General features: G+C 72.4%; 19 protein-coding genes and 1 pseudogene. 9 read left to right on the top strand and 11 right to left on the bottom strand.

The features are described from left to right. Positions 1 to 21: 21 nt before the first annotated feature. A pseudogene (locus tag IE269_RS43155) lies at positions 22 to 126 on the bottom strand (DNA-binding transcriptional regulator); the annotation flags it as partial. 207 nt (positions 127 to 333) lie between these two features. Between IE269_RS43155 and IE269_RS15695 the strand changes: the two are divergent. Both IE269_RS15695 and IE269_RS15690 read left to right on the top strand, forming a co-directional pair. After that, complete coding sequence (locus IE269_RS15695) at positions 334 to 1047, top strand: hypothetical protein (RefSeq protein ID WP_229897732.1); 714 nt, start codon at positions 334 to 336, stop codon at positions 1045 to 1047. A 152-nt stretch (positions 1048 to 1199) separates the two neighbouring features. After that, a complete protein-coding gene (locus IE269_RS15690; protein ID WP_189823557.1) occupies positions 1200 to 2030 on the top strand; it encodes an alpha/beta fold hydrolase in 831 nt (276 codons plus the stop codon). Positions 2031 to 2064: 34 nt separating this feature from the next. On the opposite strand, the gene IE269_RS15685 is transcribed toward IE269_RS15690, so the two are convergent. Together IE269_RS15685 and IE269_RS15680 are read right to left on the bottom strand one after the other, a co-directional pair. Next, positions 2065 to 2661, bottom strand: coding sequence for an HAAS signaling domain-containing protein (locus IE269_RS15685; protein ID WP_189823556.1), 597 nt, complete (start codon positions 2659 to 2661; stop codon positions 2065 to 2067). Then, complete coding sequence (locus IE269_RS15680) at positions 2658 to 3050, bottom strand: PadR family transcriptional regulator (RefSeq protein ID WP_189823555.1); 393 nt, start codon at positions 3048 to 3050, stop codon at positions 2658 to 2660. The genes IE269_RS15685 and IE269_RS15680 overlap by 4 nt, the downstream gene beginning before the upstream one ends. Before the next feature lie 220 nt (positions 3051 to 3270). On the opposite strand from IE269_RS15680, the gene IE269_RS15675 reads away from it, so the two are divergent. Then, positions 3271 to 3747 carry a hemerythrin domain-containing protein gene (locus IE269_RS15675; protein WP_189823554.1) on the top strand — a complete coding sequence of 159 codons (477 nt, stop codon included), beginning with the start codon at positions 3271 to 3273 and terminating at the stop codon, positions 3745 to 3747. Between the two features lie 87 nt (positions 3748 to 3834). Here the strand turns inward: IE269_RS15675 and IE269_RS15670 are convergent, their stop codons facing one another. Further along, the gene (locus tag IE269_RS15670; RefSeq protein ID WP_189823868.1) at positions 3835 to 4221 is read right to left on the bottom strand and encodes a VOC family protein; all 387 of its coding nucleotides are present in this window, start codon (positions 4219 to 4221) and stop codon (positions 3835 to 3837) included. Positions 4222 to 4361: 140 nt separating this feature from the next. On the opposite strand from IE269_RS15670, the gene IE269_RS15665 reads away from it, so the two are divergent. Continuing rightward, positions 4362 to 5267: a LysR family transcriptional regulator gene (locus IE269_RS15665; protein WP_189823553.1), complete on the top strand. Its 906-nt coding sequence runs from the start codon at positions 4362 to 4364 to the stop codon at positions 5265 to 5267. Positions 5268 to 5297: 30 nt separating this feature from the next. Here the strand turns inward: IE269_RS15665 and IE269_RS15660 are convergent, their stop codons facing one another. The 5 genes from IE269_RS15660 to IE269_RS15640 all read right to left on the bottom strand — a co-directional run bounded on the left by IE269_RS15660 (position 5298) and on the right by IE269_RS15640 (position 10041). Then, on the bottom strand, positions 5298 to 6236 hold the full coding sequence (locus tag IE269_RS15660; protein ID WP_189823552.1) for an SDR family NAD(P)-dependent oxidoreductase: 939 nt from the start codon (positions 6234 to 6236) through the stop codon (positions 5298 to 5300). A 106-nt stretch (positions 6237 to 6342) separates the two neighbouring features. Continuing rightward, positions 6343 to 7017 carry a response regulator transcription factor gene (locus IE269_RS15655; protein ID WP_189823551.1) on the bottom strand — a complete coding sequence of 225 codons (675 nt, stop codon included), beginning with the start codon at positions 7015 to 7017 and terminating at the stop codon, positions 6343 to 6345. Then, positions 7017 to 8204 carry a sensor histidine kinase gene (locus tag IE269_RS15650; RefSeq protein WP_189823550.1) on the bottom strand — a complete coding sequence of 396 codons (1188 nt, stop codon included), beginning with the start codon at positions 8202 to 8204 and terminating at the stop codon, positions 7017 to 7019. Before IE269_RS15650 ends, IE269_RS15655 begins: the two co-directional genes overlap by 1 nt. Positions 8205 to 8302: 98 nt before the next feature. Continuing rightward, complete coding sequence (locus tag IE269_RS15645; protein WP_189823867.1) at positions 8303 to 8953, bottom strand: DedA family protein; 651 nt, start codon at positions 8951 to 8953, stop codon at positions 8303 to 8305. A 158-nt stretch (positions 8954 to 9111) separates the two neighbouring features. After that, positions 9112 to 10041 (bottom strand): alpha/beta fold hydrolase, encoded by a 930-nt coding sequence (locus IE269_RS15640; protein ID WP_189823549.1) that lies wholly within the window; start codon positions 10039 to 10041, stop codon positions 9112 to 9114. Positions 10042 to 10153: 112 nt separating this feature from the next. On the opposite strand from IE269_RS15640, the gene IE269_RS15635 reads away from it, so the two are divergent. The 5 genes from IE269_RS15635 (at position 10154) to IE269_RS15615 (ending at position 14509) form a co-directional block, all read left to right on the top strand. Continuing rightward, positions 10154 to 10879 (top strand): TetR/AcrR family transcriptional regulator, encoded by a 726-nt coding sequence (locus tag IE269_RS15635; protein WP_189823548.1) that lies wholly within the window; start codon positions 10154 to 10156, stop codon positions 10877 to 10879. 437 nt (positions 10880 to 11316) lie between these two features. Further along, positions 11317 to 12063 carry a GNAT family N-acetyltransferase gene (locus IE269_RS15630; RefSeq protein ID WP_189823547.1) on the top strand — a complete coding sequence of 249 codons (747 nt, stop codon included), beginning with the start codon at positions 11317 to 11319 and terminating at the stop codon, positions 12061 to 12063. 86 nt (positions 12064 to 12149) lie between these two features. Then, on the top strand, positions 12150 to 12461 hold the full coding sequence (locus IE269_RS15625) for a helix-turn-helix domain-containing protein (RefSeq protein ID WP_189823546.1): 312 nt from the start codon (positions 12150 to 12152) through the stop codon (positions 12459 to 12461). Then, positions 12458 to 13933, top strand: coding sequence for a helix-turn-helix domain-containing protein (locus IE269_RS15620; RefSeq protein WP_189823545.1), 1476 nt, complete (start codon positions 12458 to 12460; stop codon positions 13931 to 13933). The genes IE269_RS15625 and IE269_RS15620 overlap by 4 nt, the downstream gene beginning before the upstream one ends. Positions 13934 to 13936: 3 nt before the next feature. Continuing rightward, the gene (locus tag IE269_RS15615; protein WP_189823544.1) at positions 13937 to 14509 is read left to right on the top strand and encodes a transcriptional regulator; all 573 of its coding nucleotides are present in this window, start codon (positions 13937 to 13939) and stop codon (positions 14507 to 14509) included. A 40-nt stretch (positions 14510 to 14549) separates the two neighbouring features. On the opposite strand, the gene IE269_RS15610 is transcribed toward IE269_RS15615, so the two are convergent. Next, positions 14550 to 15176, bottom strand: coding sequence for a MarR family winged helix-turn-helix transcriptional regulator (locus IE269_RS15610; protein WP_189823543.1), 627 nt, complete (start codon positions 15174 to 15176; stop codon positions 14550 to 14552). Between the two features lie 40 nt (positions 15177 to 15216). Continuing rightward, positions 15217 to 16155 (bottom strand): helix-turn-helix domain-containing protein, encoded by a 939-nt coding sequence (locus IE269_RS15605; protein WP_308436948.1) that lies wholly within the window; start codon positions 16153 to 16155, stop codon positions 15217 to 15219. Positions 16156 to 16213 lie beyond the last annotated feature (58 nt).

Genomic DNA, 16213 nt, shown 5'->3' with positions numbered 1-16213 from the left:
CCCTTCGCCGTCCCGGGCGATGGTGGCGGTGGCCTCGTCGTCGTCCAGGAGGAGCGGCGGCATGGCGGTGCCGGAGGGCGGCCGGTAGCCGCCCGCGTGCCCGGTGGTGCCCTCGGCGGGGTACCCCGGCTCGCGGTGCCACGGGGCGGGACCGCGAACCTGATCGCTCCGGCGAGCGCGCTGGATGCGCTCGCGCTGACGCTCCCGGTCGACGGGCGGGTCAACGGGCCGTACGACATGCCGTGAGTTCCCCGGCCCCCCGGCCCCCCGCAGAGCACTGAATCCCGTGGCCGGGGGATGATCTGCCGTGTGGAAGCGGACGCGGGGGTGGGCGTGGGAATCGATGAAGCCCAGGCATGGGAAGCGCGGCTCGGCTGGGCGTTCGGGCTGATTGCCGACGATCCGGCCGAGCGCGCGGCGGCACTGCGCCGTCTTGATCGTGCGCGGGCGAACGTCCAGGACGCCCTTGCCCGGTACAACGAGGTGTGGCGCTCCACGCTGCCGGGCGGCGGACAGGAGAAGTGGCAGGATCCGGCCTTCCGTCAGGCGTACGGGAGGTACGTCGAAGCCGGGAGGCATGCGCTGCCCGACGCGTTGTGGAACCGCCCGGCCGGACCCGTCGGGAGCTGGCAGGGTCTGCCCTACGCGCTCCTCTTCCTGGAGTGGGAAGCGAGGTATCCGCAGGAGTGGACCCGGCACGCCAAGGCGTGGGGCACGAAGCAGGGCCTCATACGGGGCCTGGCAGTGGCGGGCCACGACGAGACGGTCAGGGCGAAGCTCACCGACCTGGTCGAGATCGTCGTGCGGAGGGCATACCGCTGCAAGGACCGCGAGTACGTGCGTGTTGCCCGCGCCGTGGACAGTGAGGATCTGCGCGGCAGGCTGGAGAGTGCCGCCCGGTCCGACGACCCGTGGGCGCGGCGGCACGCCGGCTACGTCCTCCGGCTCCTCGACCGCCCCGAGGTGCCCAACACGGTCCACGTCTGGCGGAGTTGGCTCGCGGCCCGCCCCGGCACCGGCACCGGCAGTCTCGTGCAGCGCGGCTGACTTCCGAGTGCTGGAGGGGGAAGGGGGGGGGAAGCCTGCGAGCCGCTCCGCCTCTGTGCCGGGCAGGCGTCGGGCCCGGCCCCTCCAGCTCCTCACCTCGGCAGGTAGCCTGCGGGCCACCCCCGTACGCCGCCGTGAGGAAGCCCGCCGCCATGCCCTGGTCCGCATCCCCGCTCGTCCGTGACGGCGTCCGACTCGCCTGCCGGGACCGGCCGGGTACGGCGACGGGCCGGGGCGGCCCCGGTGCCCCGGCCCTCCTGCTGCTGCACGGGCTCGCCGGGCATTCCGGCGAGTGGCAGCCGCTCGCCCGGCACCTCGATCCCGCCCTTCGGCTCGTCGCCTTCGACCAGCGGGGCCAGGGCGGCAGCGAGCGCCGCCCCGGGGACGTCTCCCGGGCCGCCCACGTCGCCGACGCCCTCGCGGTCGCCGACCGGTTCGGCCTCGACCGGCCCGTACTCGTCGGCCAGTCCCTCGGCGGGCACACCGCTCTGCTGGCCGCCGCCGCCCACCCGGGGCGCTTCCGCGGACTCGTCCTCGTGGAGGCGGGGCCCGGCGGGCCCAACCCGCAGACCCCGGGCGAGATCGGCGGCTGGCTCGACTCCTGGCCCGTGCCCTTCCCCTCCCGGGAGGAGGCCGTCCGCTTCCTCGGCGGCGGGCCGGTCGGCGAGGGGTGGGCGGACGGGCTGGAGGAGCGGGACGGCGGCTGGTGGCCGCGCTTCGACCGGGACGTGATGGTGGACTCCCTGGCCGAGAACGCCCTGCGCGCCTTCTGGGAGGAGTGGGGGCGCGTGGACTGCCCCACCCTGGTCGTCCGCGGGGAGGAAGGGTTCATGTCGCAGCACGAGGTCGACGGAATGCTGGAGCGGCACCCGGGGGCGCGGGTGGTGTGCGTCGAGGGCGCCGGGCATGACGTACACCTGGAACGGCCCGAACTGCTCGGGCAGTTGATCGGCGACTTCCTCGCGGAGGTCGCGGTCGGCTGAGCACGGGCGGGGGCATTCGTCCGCCGCCGGCGGTTCAGGCGCGGCGGGTCCGCCAGAGCCACCCCGCCGTGACCGCCACCACGGCCACCATCACCAGGTTGGCCACGAGTGCCGGAGTGTCGCCGGCCGGGGCGATGGTCGTCTCCTGCCAGAGGAGGACGGCGGTGCTCGGCACCACGAGGGTGAGCAGCACGCCGGCGGTCTTCTGGACGCCGGTCCAGTGCACCGACGTACAGAGCAGGACCGCACCCGTGATCCGCAGCAGGCCGCACAGGAGCGAGGCGAGGTCCATGACGGGGACCAGTGCCGTGACGAAGAGCGGGAGGGTGAGCAGCAGGAGCGGGACCACCGGGTGCACCTTGCCCCGGCGTGCGGGCGGGCCGGCCGGGGCCGGGGTGCCCCAGGAGGGGGCGTTGCCCGCCTCGGCCAGTGCCGTCGCCGCGATCGTACGGGGATCGCCCAGCTCCGCGAGGATCTGGCCGACCTCCGCATCGGGGCGCTCGGCACGTGTCACCTCTATGTGCTCGGCGAGGTCGGCGACGAGTTCCTGGCGGCGCTCGGCGGGGAGCGCGGACGCCTCGCGCTCGACGGCGGCGAGGTAGTCGTGCACGAGGTCGGACGTGGTCTTCATGCGGGATCTCCGGGGGAGTGGTGGGGGGTGCCGGGCAGGTGGGGGGAGGTGAGGAAGGTGTCGACGGCGTCGCGGAACCCGGGCCACACGCGGGTGAACTCCTCCAGCGCGGCACGGCCGCTGTCGGTGAGCGCGTAGTAGCGACGGGGCGGCCCGGAGGACGACTCCTGCCACGTGGTGGTGACCAGGTCGTCGCGGCGCAGCCGGGAAAGGAGGGGGTAGACCGTGCCCTGGCTGGTGGCCAGTGCGCCGGACTCCTCCAGGGCGTGGAGGAGTTCCACGCCGTAACGGGGCCTGTCCCGCATCAGTGCGAGGACGCAGTACTCCAGGACGCCCTTGCGGAGTTGGGCCGCTGCCCGCGCCTGCTTGGTCGATTCACCTGGTTCCATGCGATGCAAGGTACATGGTGGAGCAAGCCCATGGGAAGAGCGGAGGAGGATCTTCCTGTTCCGGGGATCGGCGGGGGCCTTCGGGAAAGGGGCTGGCCGCGGCCTGTCGTGCGGGGTTAGGGTTCGATCAACGTCGCGTGCCGGTGGCAGACCGTGTCAGGCATGGAGGCGTCGAACCGAAGGAGACCGTCGATGTACGCATCGCGTCCTTCGTTCTCGCGTGTCTGAGCGCGAGACGACCAGGCTCGTGGCCTGGAGCCAGGAAATCCGCCGGGTGCACCAGAAGATGCGGGAAGCGCTGTCGTTGACCCGCGCGTCCCTCGCGACGGGCACCCCCGGCGAAGCCGCAACCCGTGAACTCCTGCTGTACTGCCACGGCTTCTGCACCGCTCTCGACGGCCACCACCAGGGCGAGGACCGCACCCTCTTCCCGGCCATCGCGGCAGCCCACCCGGAACTGCGCCCGGTGCTGCGTTCGCTGGAGCAGGACCACTCGATGATCGCCCACCTGATCGGCGGCCTGCGCGCGGCCGTCGCGCGGGCCGCGCCGCCCGAGGAGCTCGACCAGCACCTCGAAGGCATCGGCGCGATCATGGAGAACCACTTCCGGTACGAGGAGCGGCAACTGCTCACCGTGCTCGAAACCCTGGAGCTGACGGCGCCCCTGGGGGAGGCGCTGGGCTTGTTCGCGGAGTGAAAGCGGACAGGCTGCCGCATGAAAGCGGACAGGCTGCCGCATGAAGGCGGTCAGGCTGCTTCGCGGAATGAAGCGGAAGGAAAGCCGTCAGGCTGCCGCGTCCTGCGGGTACCAGCGCAGCTCCACCGTGTTGCCGTCCGGGTCCTGGACGTACACCGACGTGGCGGTCCCCCGCGCGCCGAAGCGGTCGACGGGGCCTTCGAGGACGGTGAAGGCCCCCGAGGCGATGAACTCCGCCCAGTCCAGCGGCTCCACGGTCAGGCAGATGTGGTCCACGTTGGACTCGCCCCGGGGGCGGCTCATGAGGTCGATGATGGTCTCGGCGGTGACGCGCAGCGACGGGAACGGGACCTTCCCGGCCCGCCATTCGTCGACGCGCACCGGCTCCAGGCCGAGCTGTCCGGCGTAGAAGGCCAGGGACTTCTCGACGTCCGAGACGTTGAGGACGAGGTGGTCGAAGGCCTTGATGTGCAGGTTCACGGTGTTCCTTCGTTGGGTCGGTGCGTGCGTGGGGCGGATGTTCTTGCGGTCTCTACGATCCGCCGGGAGCCGTACGCGATCAACGCCGGATTGCCATACGATCGTTGAGCCAGATTCAACGAACGGGGGGGCTCGTGCTGGAGCGCGTGGAGATCGAGACGTTCCTGACGCTCGCCGAGCAGCTGCACTTCGGCCGTACCGCCGAGCACCTGCACATCACGACCGGCCGGGTCAGCCAGGTGGTCAAGAAGCTGGAGCGGCGGGTCGGCGGCCCGCTGTTCGAGCGGACCAGCAGGACGGTCCGACTCACCCCCGTCGGGCGGCAGTTGGCCGACGACCTGGCTCCGCTGGTCGCCGGTATGGAGGATGCCCTGCGCAGGGCGTCCCAGGCCAGCCGCCGCGTCACCGGCGAACTGCGGGTCGCCTTCCTCGGCGAGTGGACAGCGCCGCCGCTCCTCAAGGTGGTGGCGCTCTTCACCGAACGCCACCCCGACTGCCGGGTCGACGTACGGGAGGTGCAGCTCGCCAACTCCCGCTCCAGCCTGGTGGACGGCTCGATCGACGTCCTGATCGCCTCGTACCCCTTCGACGGGATGGCCCGCGGCCCGGTCCTGCTCACCGAGAACCGCGTCCTGGCCGTGTCCGCCGGCCACCCGCTCGCCCGCGAGGAGTCGCTCTCCCTCGAAGCGCTCGCCGACCACCCGGTGGTCCAGTACCCGGACGTCACCTCGGCCGGCTTCAAACGGGACCGCACCCCGGACTTCACCCCCTCGGGCCGCCCCGTCCCCAAGGGCCCGGCCGGCGGCTCCTTCTCCGAGATGCTGACCCTGGTCGCGATGGGCCGCGGCGTCCTGCCCGTGGGCGAACACTCCCGCCACTACTACCCCCGCCCGGACGTGGCCTACGTACCCCTGCGGGACGCCCCGCCGATCGAGCGGGGGCCGATCTGGCGGGAGGACAACACGGCCAAGAGCGTGCGGGAGTTCGTCCGCGCTGCGGCGGACGTCGCGTCGGGGCTCCTCGACGAGGCCGTGCACTGAGCGGTTCCCGCACCCGTGCACAGAGCGAGCTCAGGCCGGATCGACCCCGGTCAGCTCCCGGCTCGTCGCCCACAGGCGTCCTGCCGTCGGGACGTCCGCCAAGTGCTCCCACAGCCGCTCGCGCCGTGGTTCGCCGCGCAGGCCGAAGACGCGGGGCCCCCACAGCTCGCCGCCGTGCACCGACGGATCCAGTGCCGCCCGTACCGCCGGCCACGCCCCCGCGTCCTTGCCCTGGACGAGGAGTGCCGCCGGTGCCGCTCCCACCCGTGCACCTGCCGTACGGACGTGGACCGGCGGCCGGGACGGCGTCAGGGAGTCCAGCGCGCCCCCGGGGTGCACCACCACGCTCGTCACGCTGCTGCCGAAGGACCGCAGCCGGCGGTCGAGTTCGAGGCCGAAGTGCATCTGTGCGAGTTTGGAGCGCCCGTAGGTGCGCTTGGGCGCGTAGTCCCGACGGGACTGGAGGTCGTCGAGGTCCAGCCGTTCCGACTTCGCCGCGAAACTTCCCACGGTGACCACGCGTCCCGCCGGAGCGGCCGTCAGCAGCGGCATCAGCCAGGCCGTGAGCGCGAAGTGCCCCAGGTGGTTCGTGCCGAACATCAGCTCGTGGCCGTCCGCGGTCTCCTCGCGCGGCGGATCGTCCCGCGCGACCCCGGCGTTGAGCACCACCGCGTCGAGCCGCTCCACCCCGAGCGCCCCCGCGACCTTGCCCAGCGAGGCGAGGTCCGCCAGGTCCAGCCGGACGCCCCGCACCCGGGCACCGGCGACCCGTGAACGTATCGAAGCGGTCGCGGCCTCGGCCTTCGCCGCGCTCCGGCAGCCCAGCACGACGGTCGCGCCGGTCGCCGCGAGCTGTTCGGCGGTGAAGTAGCCGATGCCCGCGTTGCCGCCGGTCACCAGGACGATGCGGTCGTCCGCGCGCGGCAGGCGGTGGACGTCCCAGGGGGCTTGGGATGGGGTGTACGACATGGTGAGGGGCCTCTCACGTGCGAAGACGGTGATGCGGCCCACGCTCTCAGCAGCCGCCGACACGTCACCGACGCGCCCTCGACGGCATGCCGACAGCTGCGTCCGGCTACGACTCCAGGTAGCGCAGGACTGCGAGGACCCGTCTGTTGTAGCCGCCCTCCTGGGGGAGGTCCAGCTTGTCGAAGACGGCGGCCAGGTTCTTCTCCACCGCGCTCAGCGACAGGTGCAGCTTCCGCGCGATGGCCGTGTTGGTGTGGCCCTCGGCCAGTGCCTCCAGCACCGTTCGCTCGCGCGGGGTCAGGCGGGCGAGGGGGTCGCCGTGGGTCGTACGCAGGACGAGCTGTCGTACGACCTCCGGGTCCAGCACCGTTCCCCCGGCGTGCACCCGCTCCAACGCGTCGAGGAATTCCTCCACTTGACCGACCCGGTCCTTGAGCAGATAGCCGACTCTCCCCCAAGCTCTCGGCTCCGCTCGAGCAGGGGGGACCCCCTTCGCCCCCGCGTCCAGCAGCTGCGCCGCGTACCGGCGCTCGATGTGCTGGGAGAGGACCAGTACCCCTACTTCCGGCCATCGTTCCCGGATCTCCAGCGCCGCACGCAGGCCCTCGTCCGTGTGCGTCGGCGGCATCCGGATGTCCAGGACGACGAGGTCGGGGCGGCCCGCCTCCATCTCCGCGAGGAGCGACACCGCGTCCCCGCAGGCGGCGGGCACCTCGTGGCCCTCCTCCATCAGCAGGCGTACGAGGCCCTCGCGCAGCAGCGTCGAATCCTCGGCGATCATCACGTGCACGGCAGCTCCGCGGCAATGGTGGTCGGACCCCCGGCGGGGCTGTCGATGCGCAGGACGCCGTTGCACGCGGCCACCCGGCTGCGCAGCCCGGTCAGCCCGCCGCCGGCGGGGTCCGCCCCGCCCCGGCCGTCATCGGTGATCGTCAAGTGGAGTGTGTAGGAGAGGAGTTGGACACGTACGCCGATCTTCGACGCCTGTGCGTGCTTGGCCGCGTTGGTCACCGCTTCCGAGATGACGAAGTACGCGGCCGTCCGTACCGGCTGGGGGAGTGGCCTGTCCACGTCGTACTCCGTGCGTACGGGCAGGGCGCACCGCTCCGACACCCCGCCCAGCGCCTCCTGGAGCCCGAGGGTGTCCAGTGCGGAGGGGTAGACCCGCCAGGTCACCTCGCGCAGTTCGGCGAGGACGTCCTGGGTCTCCTGGTGCGCCTGGGTGAGCAGGGCGTCCGCGCGTTCGGGGTCCCGGGCGCGGCCCCGGCGGGCCCGGCCGAGCAGCATGGACAGGGCGACGAGGCGCTGCTGGATGCCGTCGTGGAGGTCGCGTTCGATGCGGCGGCGCTCGGTGTCGACGGCGGCGACGACGGCCGCCCGGCTGGTGGCGAGTTCGTCGATGCGGCGCTGGAGGAGTTCCCGCTCGGACGGTCCGAAGAAGGCGTGTGCGGTACGGGTGTCCAGTGCGGCCAGGGCGTACAGGCCCTGTACATCGAGGAACAGGAGCACTCCGCCCAGGGCTGCCTGGGACACCAACTGGCCCACGCCGAGCGAGAGTTGCACCGCGCGGAGGGCCAGGATTCCGGCGAGGACGACGCCGAAGAGGAGGAGTGCGAGTACCAGAGTGAGGAGCAGGCCCGTGCCGGTGCGGACGGCCAGGTAGCGCAGGGCCTCGGGGCCGGGCGGCCCGGCGGGGGCGGGGAAGCGGTCCCCGAAGAAGGAGGACCGGCGGCCGCGCTCCAGACCCGTCAGCCGGCGGGCCCCGCCGAGCAGCACGCCGAGGGCGGTGGTACGGGTGCGGGGCCAGAGGAGGAAGGGGGCGAGGGGTGTGCCGGCGAGGAGGAAGTACCCCGCGTGGAGGAGGGCCGTGCCGCATCCGGCGAGGGTGCCGAGGGCGCGGCGCGGCCAGGGGGTGGCGGTGAACTCCCCGGTGGCGGCGCCCTGTTGACCCGTACCGGAGGACTGCACGGGGACCGAGCCTAGCCCGCCGGCGCGGGCACCGGCAAGATCACCGGGGGGCGTCCCGGGGGGCCACCCCCGGGAGGCTGTTCCGCCCGCGTCCCGCCTCACGACGCCCGCCGGTGCCTGGCCCCCGCCGAGCGGTTCCGGACCCGTACCGCCACGTACACCCCGACAGCCACCACGACCAGCACCAGCACCACCTTCGACAGCACCCCCACCGAGGACTCCACGACCTCCCAGCCGTCGCCGAGCCAGTAACCGGCGAGTACCAGAACCGAGTTCCAGATCAGGCTGCCCAGAGTGGTGAGCACGACGAACACCGGCAGCCGCATCCGTTCCACTCCGGCGGGTACGGACACCAGACTGCGGAAGATCGGCACCATGCGGCCCAGGAACACCGCCTTGGTCCCGTGCCGCGCGAACCACACCTCCGTGCGTTCCAGGTCGCCCGGCTTCACCAGCGGCAGCCGCGCCCACACCGCGTGCATGCGGTCCCGCCCGAACAGCAGGCCCAGCCAGTACAGGACCACCGCCCCCACCACCGAGCCGAGCGTGGTCCAGAACAGTGCCGAGGCGAGTGTGATCGTCCCCTGCCCGGCGGCGAAACCGGTCAGCGGGAGGATCACCTCGCTCGGCAGCGGCGGGAAGAGGTTCTCCAGCGCGATGGCCGCCCCGGCCCCGGGCCCGCCCAGGGTCTCGACGAGCCCGGCGGCCCATCCGGCGATCCCGTCGGCGGGTTCGGGCGAGGGCGACATGGTGAGGACGGTGTGGTGCACGGCGGCTCCCGGGGTCTGCGGCCGGAGCCCTTCGCCCCGACCGCCTTCCACGCTAGGAATCGCAGCTCAGCGCCGGTATGAGGGTTGCCGTCGGCCCGGGTGAGGTTTTCCGCACCCAGGCCCTGCGCACCCTGCCCCTACGCGGCCTGTCGCGTCGCCAGCTGCCGGATTTCCGCCACGATCCGCTCCCACGACGGCTCCGGCACCTCGTGGCCGACCCGGGGCAGCGGGACCATCCGGGCGCCGGGCACCCGGGACGCGATGGCCTTCGCCGCGCGGGGCTTGATCAGAGGGTCGTCCTCGCCGTGCAGGACGAGCAGCGGGCGGGTGATGCCGCTGATCGGCGGACCGTGCCACTGCGCCCCGATCTGGCGGCTCTGCGCCTCCCCGTCGTACACCCCGGCGTCCGGGTTGGCCTCGACGGCCCTGCGGGTGACCGCCGGGTCGAAGGGGCGCTGCGGGGAGGCGAGCAGGCGGGTCACCTCGACGCCCGCCGCGATCGTCCCCTCCGGGGTGTCCGGGAACTTCAGCCGGGCGAACTTCGCGAGCGTGCCGAGCCTGATGTACGGAAGGGCCTTGAGCCCCGCGACGTCGCCCGGCACCGAGGCCATGGTGGTGAGCGTGCGCACCCGCTCCGGGTGGCGCAGCGCCACGCGCTGCACGATCGCGCCGCCCAGCGAGACGCCGACCAAGTGGGCCGATTCCCAGCCCAGTTCGTCGAGTACGGCAATGGCGTCGTCGGCCATGTCCTCGGCGGTGTACGCGGTCTGGCGCTTGGCGAACAGGGCGGCGATGGGGTTGCGGGCCTCGGTGGGCGGCAGGTGGGTGGACTGGCCGCCGTCGCGCTGGTCGTAGCGGACGACGGTGAAGCCGTGGGCGGCGAGGAGGCGGCAGAGGCCGTCGGGCACCCAGAAGCGGTTGGCGCCGAGGCCGGTGGCGAGGAGGAGGGGTTCGGCCGGGTTTGTCGGGGTGGTTTGTTCGGTGGGTTCCGTCCATTCGTCGAAGGCGAGGCGGACGGGGCCGTTGGTGGCCCAGCGGAGGGGGCCCCAGGGGGAGGGCGGGGTCATGGGATGCCTGCTTTCGTCTCTCGGTCGGATTCTTGGTCGGACTCAGAAACTGCGATCGGTGTTCGCAGTTTTAGGATAGGGCATCCGGATCCCGTTCCGGAAGGGGAGCCGGATGTCAGGAGGAGTGCCAGTGCCGCAGGAGCAGACCACCGTCTGGGACCGGCCCGAGCGGGGGTCCCGAGGGCCCGCCGCCGTGCGCAGCCGTGCCGAACTGGCCGCTGCCGCAGTTCAGTTGGCGGACCGGGAGGGCCTCGCGGCGGTCTCCATGCGTCAGGTCGCCCAGGCGCTGGGGACCGGGCAGGCGTCCCTCTACCGGTACGTCGCCGGGCGCGACGACCTGCTCGACCTCATGGCGGACGCGGTCGTCGCGGAAGTCGGGGAGGAGGCGCTCACAGGGGACCCGGTGGCCGACCTCACCGCGCTCGCCGTTCGGGTCAAGGAGCTTCACCTGCGGCATCCGTGGCTCGTCGACCTGCCGCCCGAGCCGTTGCGGCTGGGGCCGCGGGGGGTGGATCACCTGGAGCATGTGCTGGCGGCGCTGGCTCCGGTGGCCCTGCCGGGGCCGGTGAAGCTTCAGGTGGTGGCGTTGGTGAATGCGGTGGTGGCGCAGTTTGCGAGGGTGGAGCTTCAGGTGGGGGCGGAGGGCAGGGGGGCGGCGCAGGCGGCGTATCTGGTGCGGGCGGCGGAGGGGCATCCGCATGTGCGCGATGCGCTTTCGGGGGAGGTGGGGGTGGATGCTTCGGCCTTGTTCGTGGACACGGTTCGGCGGTTGTTGGTGGGGCTCCTTGCTCCTGGTTTCGCCTGCGGCGGGCCGCCCCAGACCCACCCCTTCACCTAAACTCGCGAGGCTGGGCGGGGGTGGGGTTCTTGTTCCGTGCGGGGGCGTGGGTGGTCTCGGTCCCGTGCGGGTTGGTTCGTGGCCCCGGTCCTGTGCGGGTGCGTCGTGGCTGGTCGCGCCCACGCGGCGGAGCCGCAAATCGACACAGCCCCGCGCCCCTGATGGCATGCCCTTCGGGCAGCCATCCCCCCGGGTGGGTGCCCCGCGCAATCCCCTTGCCCGTGCAGCGCCGCGCATGAGATCGTGCCCGCAGCCCGATTCCCGGGCCACCGCATCTCCGAAGGACTGACGCCAATGAACGCGGCGAGCCCCCGTGCCCGCCGTCGGCCCTGACCGTCGCCCCGCCTTCCAGGCCCCGCGCGCGCTCAGTGGCGTACGGCGGACGTGATCAACCGTCCCGTACACACGCCGTCCACCTTCGTGAGGTCATTTCCACCATGGACACCAACGTCCAGAGCTTCGCCGTGCACAACCTCCGCCGTCGCCCCGAACCCCTCGAAATCGGCGGATTCGTCGCGGGCTTCGACCCCTCCACCCGCAGCCCCTTCCTCAACTACGCCACCCCTCTCCCCGGCGCCCGCCCCACCTCCCGGGACGTCGCCGACCTGATCGGCGCGTTCCGTGCGCGCGGGCTCGTGCCCCGGCTGGAGTTCGCCCCCGACGGGGCTCCGGCGGTCGAGGGCGCCCTTCGGCGTGCGGGGTTCACGACCGAAGCGGTGCATTCGTATCTGGTGTGCACCCCTGACACGCTCGCCGTGCCGACGGGCACCGGTCATCTTGTCGAAGTCCCCTCCACGGACGCCGAGTTCGCGGCCGTCGACGCCGCCCTCTGCGAGGTGTACGGCGGCGACGCCTCCGCCGCCGGCGCGGTCAGGATGCGGCGGATCGAGTCGGGTGGCGGGGCCGTCCGCTTCGTCCGTGCTCCGGACGGCAGTTGTGCCGGTGCCGCCACCTGCTCCGCCCCCTCCGTCGGCACCGCCGAACTCGCGGGCGTCGGCACCCGTCCCGCCTTCCGGCGGCAGGGCATCGCCGCCACCGTCACCGCCGCACTGGCCGGGACCCTCTTCGCCCGAGGGGCCGGTTCCGTCTGGCTGGAGTACGAGAGCGAGCACTCCCGGCGCATCTACGAGCGGGTTGGCTTCCGGCCGCACGGCACCCGGTTGTACATGGTGCTGGGTGAGTGAGTGTCGTCATTCGGATTACCCATGGGGCTGACCCGAGAGCGAGGTCTCATGCGGAACTCGCATGAGGGATTGGTAGGGTCGGCCCCATGGGCCCCACGGGACTGACGTTGCAGGAGTCGCTGCGATTGACCGTCGCCGCACTGATGCAGGCGACCGGCCACTCGCAGCGCACCGTCGCGGACATACTCGGACTGACGCAGACCCAGGTCTCGCGCCGTCAGTCCGGGGCCGCCGCCTGGCAGCTCGACGACGTCGACGCCCTCGCCGCCCACTACGGTGTCCGCCCGCTCGACCTGCTGGACGGGCCGACGCGGGCGTGCGAGGCGTTGCCGGACGCCCATCATCGACGTACTACCGCACGCACCACCTCCTCCCGGGCAAAGGGGCCGACCCCATGAATGACTCCAGTGACTTCGACGCCATCGACTCACTGCTGTCCGGCGTGGCCCCCCAAGTCCCGCTGCCCGATCCCGCCGAGCGCCGCGACCTGCGCGAACGTGCACACCTCTCCAAGGCCCGCGTCGCCGAGGCCCTCGGAGTCAGCCCGAGCACCGTCTCCGGGTGGGAGACGGGGCGCGACCCGGTCGGCGAGGTGCGCAAGCGGTACGCGTACCTGCTGGACGGGCTCCGGGCGAAGTTGGCCCCGGAGGCCATTGAGGATGCGGAGGCTGTTGAGGCCGAGGAGGAGGCGGAAGCGGAGGAGGCCCCGGTTCCTGCTGCCGCCGTGGACGACGACGTCGAGGTCCTCGCCGCACCCGAGCCGTGCGTCCTGTGCGGGAACCCCGCCGCCCAGCGCATCGACGGCTTTGCCCAGCACCTGGACCCGGCCGAGTGCACCGCCGCCGAACCCGCACCGAAAGTCCCCGCTCCGAAAGCCCCCGCCCCCGAAGCCTCCCCCCGCAAGCCCCGTGGCCGCGCCTTTCAGGAGGAGAGCGGTCCCGGTGAACTCGTCACCCGCGCCGTCGCCGCCGCCCTCGCCGACCACGGCGGCGACGTCGACGACGCCACCGCGGCCCTGGTCAAGCACGCCATCCCCGACGCCATGGTCCTGCTGGACGAGACCCGCAAGGGGGCCAGGTACGACGTCGTCGCGCACCCCGCGCTGCCGAAGATCCTGCGCAAGCAGACCGCGAAGGGGGCGGATCAGGTCTGGGAGGCGCGGCCCAAGTGGACCCGGCGCGTGCTGCCCGGTGGCGCGCACGAGGTGACCGCGCTCGACATGAACGCGGCCTATCTCTCCGCCCTCAAGACCCACCTCCCGATCGGCCAGTTGGAGCACTCCAGCGGCTTCGAGCACGACCGGCGGCGCGCCGGGGTGCATCTCATCACCCCGCCGGAGTGGGAGTACGAGGACGTACTCCCGAACCCGATCGGCAACCGGGACGAGCCCGGTCCGCTCTGGGTGACCGAGCCGACGCTGCGGCTCCTGCTGCGGTTGTCCGGGCCCAAGCACCGGCTCTGCGAACCCCCCGAGATCCACGAGTCGTACACCTCCGGATCGACCGAGAACCTCCTGGAGAAGTTCCGCGTCACGCTCACCGACGCCCGGGCGAGGGCGATCGAGGCGGACGACGAGGTGACACTGGAGTACGTGAAGGCGATGTACTCCAAGTTCGTCTCGACCATGGGGGAGTCGAACTACAACCGGGAGCTGTACCGGCAGGACTGGATGCACCTCATCCGCTCGCAGGCCTTCGCCAACCTGTGGATGAAGGCGTGGAAGGCGCACGAGGAAGGGCTGCATGTGGTGCGGGCCATGGGTACCGACGAACTGCACGTCATCGGCGACTGGCGTCGTGTCTTTCCCGAGGGCAGGGGGGTTACGGAGGTCAAGGTGAAGGACACGTACACGGTGGGGGAGGGGAGCTAGTCAGTGCCCGAGAAGAGCATTCAATTCGGCCTGTTCGGCGCGCGGGGCATCAAGGGCGGCGAGGCCGTGGCCAACCAGCTCGACCGGCTCGCGGGCGGCATCGCCACACCCGTCACGGCCAAGCGCGGCTGGACGGCCCGGCTGAACTACCTCACCCGTACCCCCCATGCGGTACGGGCGGCCAAGGCCGCGGGCCTGACCGTGACCGACCGCACCCTCAAGGCCTGGCGGGACGGGAAGCGGCAGCCGTCGCGGGCCAGCCTGGAGAAGATCGAGCGGGCGTACACGGCGGTACGGCGGCAGAACGTCGCCAAGCATCTGCTCAAGCGGCTCAACCGGGACGGGCGCGGCACCCGCATCGAGATCCACCCGCTGAACCAGTCCCAGGTGCCCCAGCCCCACAAGCGCGTGCTGAGCATGCGCACGATGAACGTCCGCGACTGGGACGCGCTCGTGACCGCCTGGGCGGCCGGTGACACGGGCGGTCTGGAGACGGCCTGGGACGACACGGTCGTCGATCTCGGATCGGACTGGGGGCAGTACGAGTACGTGACGAACGTGGGGTTCGCCGCATAGGCGCATAGACGCGTAGGCGCGTAGGCCGTTTCCGGCTGCGCTACTTGATGCTCGTGTCGCCGAGCGAGATCAGCAGGCGGCGGAGTTTGTCGGCGAGGTCCGTGCACTCGTCCCGGTCGAAGGGGGCGAGCAACCGGGCCTCGTTCGCGAGGTGGTCCGTCATGTAGGCGCGGGTGATCTCGTGGCCCTTCTCGGTCAGGCGGATCTTCACCGAGCGGCGGTCCTCGGTGCCCCGGACCCGCTCGACCAGGCCCTTGGCCTCCAGGCGGTCGATGCGGTTGGTGATCGCGCCCGAGGTCACCATGGCCGCCTTGCGGAACGCGCCGGCGGTCAGTTCGTACGGGGGGCCGGAGCGCTGGAGTGTGCTCAGGATGTCGAACTCGCCCAGTTCCAGACCGCGTTCGAGGGCAAAGGCACGGAACTCCTTCTCCAGGGCGACCCCGAGTCGCTGGAGCCGGCCGAGGACCTCGACGGGCCAGAGGGCGTCGGTGAAGTCGGGGCGCTCATGGGTCCAGAGGTCGATGATCGCGTCGACCGAGTCGGTGCGGGGGGCGGAGGTCGCTTCGTCCGCGTCAGTGTCAGGGGCAGGGGCAGGGGCAGGGGCAGGGGCAGGGGCAGGGGCAGGGGCAGGGGCAGGGGCAGGGGCAGGGTCCGTGGCCTTGTTCATGGTCACAGAATATCTCAACGTTGAAACACTTTACGTTGAATCAGCGCCGGTGCCTCTGTCCCGCCGGGTCGACCGGCTCGGACACCGCCCTGGTCCTCGGCCAGGACGTCCCCCCGATCAACAACTCCCCGAGCGGAGTGCGCGCATGTCTGACCGACAGCCCCGTCCTGGTCGTCGTCAGCAGGCCCGCCGCACGCAGCGCCGAGGCGTGCGAGGAGGCCGTCGCGCTGCTCACGCCCGTGCGGGCGGCGAGGCCCGTGGTGGTCTGCGGCTCGTCGAGGGCGCGCAGCACGGCGAGCCGGGTGCGGCCCAGGACCCCCGCCAGCGGGTCGTCTGCGGGCGGACCCGGCTCCGGCTCCGTGAGGGCGAGGAGCGGGAGGCCTGGGCCCGCCGGACAGGCGAGGGCGACCGGCCGGTCCGGGAGGTCCTGGACGAGGGGGCCGTGCCGCCAGTGGAAGGTCGGTCGCAGCAGCAGTCCGCGCCCGGCGAGGTGTACGTCCGGGCCCGCCGAGGGCCACTCCCAGACCCCCTCGTTCATGCGCGAACCCGGGACCAGTGCCAACAGGGCCGCACCCAGGCCCTGTTCCGCCACGGTGAGCGCGTGGCGGGTGAACTCCGCCCGGTGCAGGTCCTGGACCAGCGGCCAGACCGGAGCGAGGGCCGACTCGTACGCCGCCCGCTGGGCCCGCTCCCAGGTGCGCCAGCCCTCGGGCTCGCCCGCGTGCAGGGCGCGTATCCAGGGCGGGGCGGGCTGCGGACCGTACGCCTGCTCCAGCCCTTCCCGTACGAGAGCGGGCTCGGCGGACCTGATGAGCGCGCACCCCTCGTCCAGCGTGTCCCCCAGCACGTCGAGGAACGCGGGCGGCCGTCCGCCCGGCACGAGGTCCGCGAGCGGCTCGGCGGCCCGGGGCAGCGACCGCAGCAACCGGCTCCGCCAGCGGGCGAAGAGCGGGTCCGGGTGCGGGGAGGCCAGCGACATGAGGGCCGCGTGCAGCTCGGGAACGGGCGAGGGGCGCGGGGCGAACCGGACACGGGCG

The sequence above is a fragment of the Streptomyces spiroverticillatus genome, from assembly GCA_014650415.1.
Taxonomy (GTDB): Bacteria; Actinomycetota; Actinomycetes; order Streptomycetales; family Streptomycetaceae; genus Streptomyces; species Streptomyces spiroverticillatus.
This window is presented reverse-complemented; position numbering and strand designations above follow the sequence as displayed.

What these genes read in the sequence shown, in the direction of transcription:
- IE269_RS15690 (WP_189823557.1), top strand. Translation starts at nt 1,200, where the DNA reads ATGCCCTGGTCCGCATCCCCGCTCGTCCGTGACGGCGTCCGACTCGCC.
- IE269_RS15685 (WP_189823556.1), bottom strand. Translation starts at nt 2,661, where the DNA reads ATGAAGACCACGTCCGACCTCGTGCACGACTACCTCGCCGCCGTCGAG.
- IE269_RS15680 (WP_189823555.1), bottom strand. Translation starts at nt 3,050, where the DNA reads ATGGAACCAGGTGAATCGACCAAGCAGGCGCGGGCAGCGGCCCAACTC.
- IE269_RS15660 (WP_189823552.1), bottom strand. Translation starts at nt 6,236, where the DNA reads ATGTCGTACACCCCATCCCAAGCCCCCTGGGACGTCCACCGCCTGCCG.
- IE269_RS15655 (WP_189823551.1), bottom strand. Translation starts at nt 7,017, where the DNA reads ATGATCGCCGAGGATTCGACGCTGCTGCGCGAGGGCCTCGTACGCCTG.
- IE269_RS15645 (WP_189823867.1), bottom strand. Translation starts at nt 8,953, where the DNA reads ATGTCGCCCTCGCCCGAACCCGCCGACGGGATCGCCGGATGGGCCGCC.
- IE269_RS15640 (WP_189823549.1), bottom strand. Translation starts at nt 10,041, where the DNA reads ATGACCCCGCCCTCCCCCTGGGGCCCCCTCCGCTGGGCCACCAACGGC.
- IE269_RS15635 (WP_189823548.1), top strand. Translation starts at nt 10,154, where the DNA reads ATGTCAGGAGGAGTGCCAGTGCCGCAGGAGCAGACCACCGTCTGGGAC.
- IE269_RS15630 (WP_189823547.1), top strand. Translation starts at nt 11,317, where the DNA reads ATGGACACCAACGTCCAGAGCTTCGCCGTGCACAACCTCCGCCGTCGC.
- IE269_RS15625 (WP_189823546.1), top strand. Translation starts at nt 12,150, where the DNA reads ATGGGCCCCACGGGACTGACGTTGCAGGAGTCGCTGCGATTGACCGTC.
- IE269_RS15620 (WP_189823545.1), top strand. Translation starts at nt 12,458, where the DNA reads ATGAATGACTCCAGTGACTTCGACGCCATCGACTCACTGCTGTCCGGC.
- IE269_RS15610 (WP_189823543.1), bottom strand. Translation starts at nt 15,176, where the DNA reads ATGAACAAGGCCACGGACCCTGCCCCTGCCCCTGCCCCTGCCCCTGCC.
- IE269_RS15605 (WP_308436948.1), bottom strand. Translation starts at nt 16,155, where the DNA reads ATGTCGCTGGCCTCCCCGCACCCGGACCCGCTCTTCGCCCGCTGGCGG.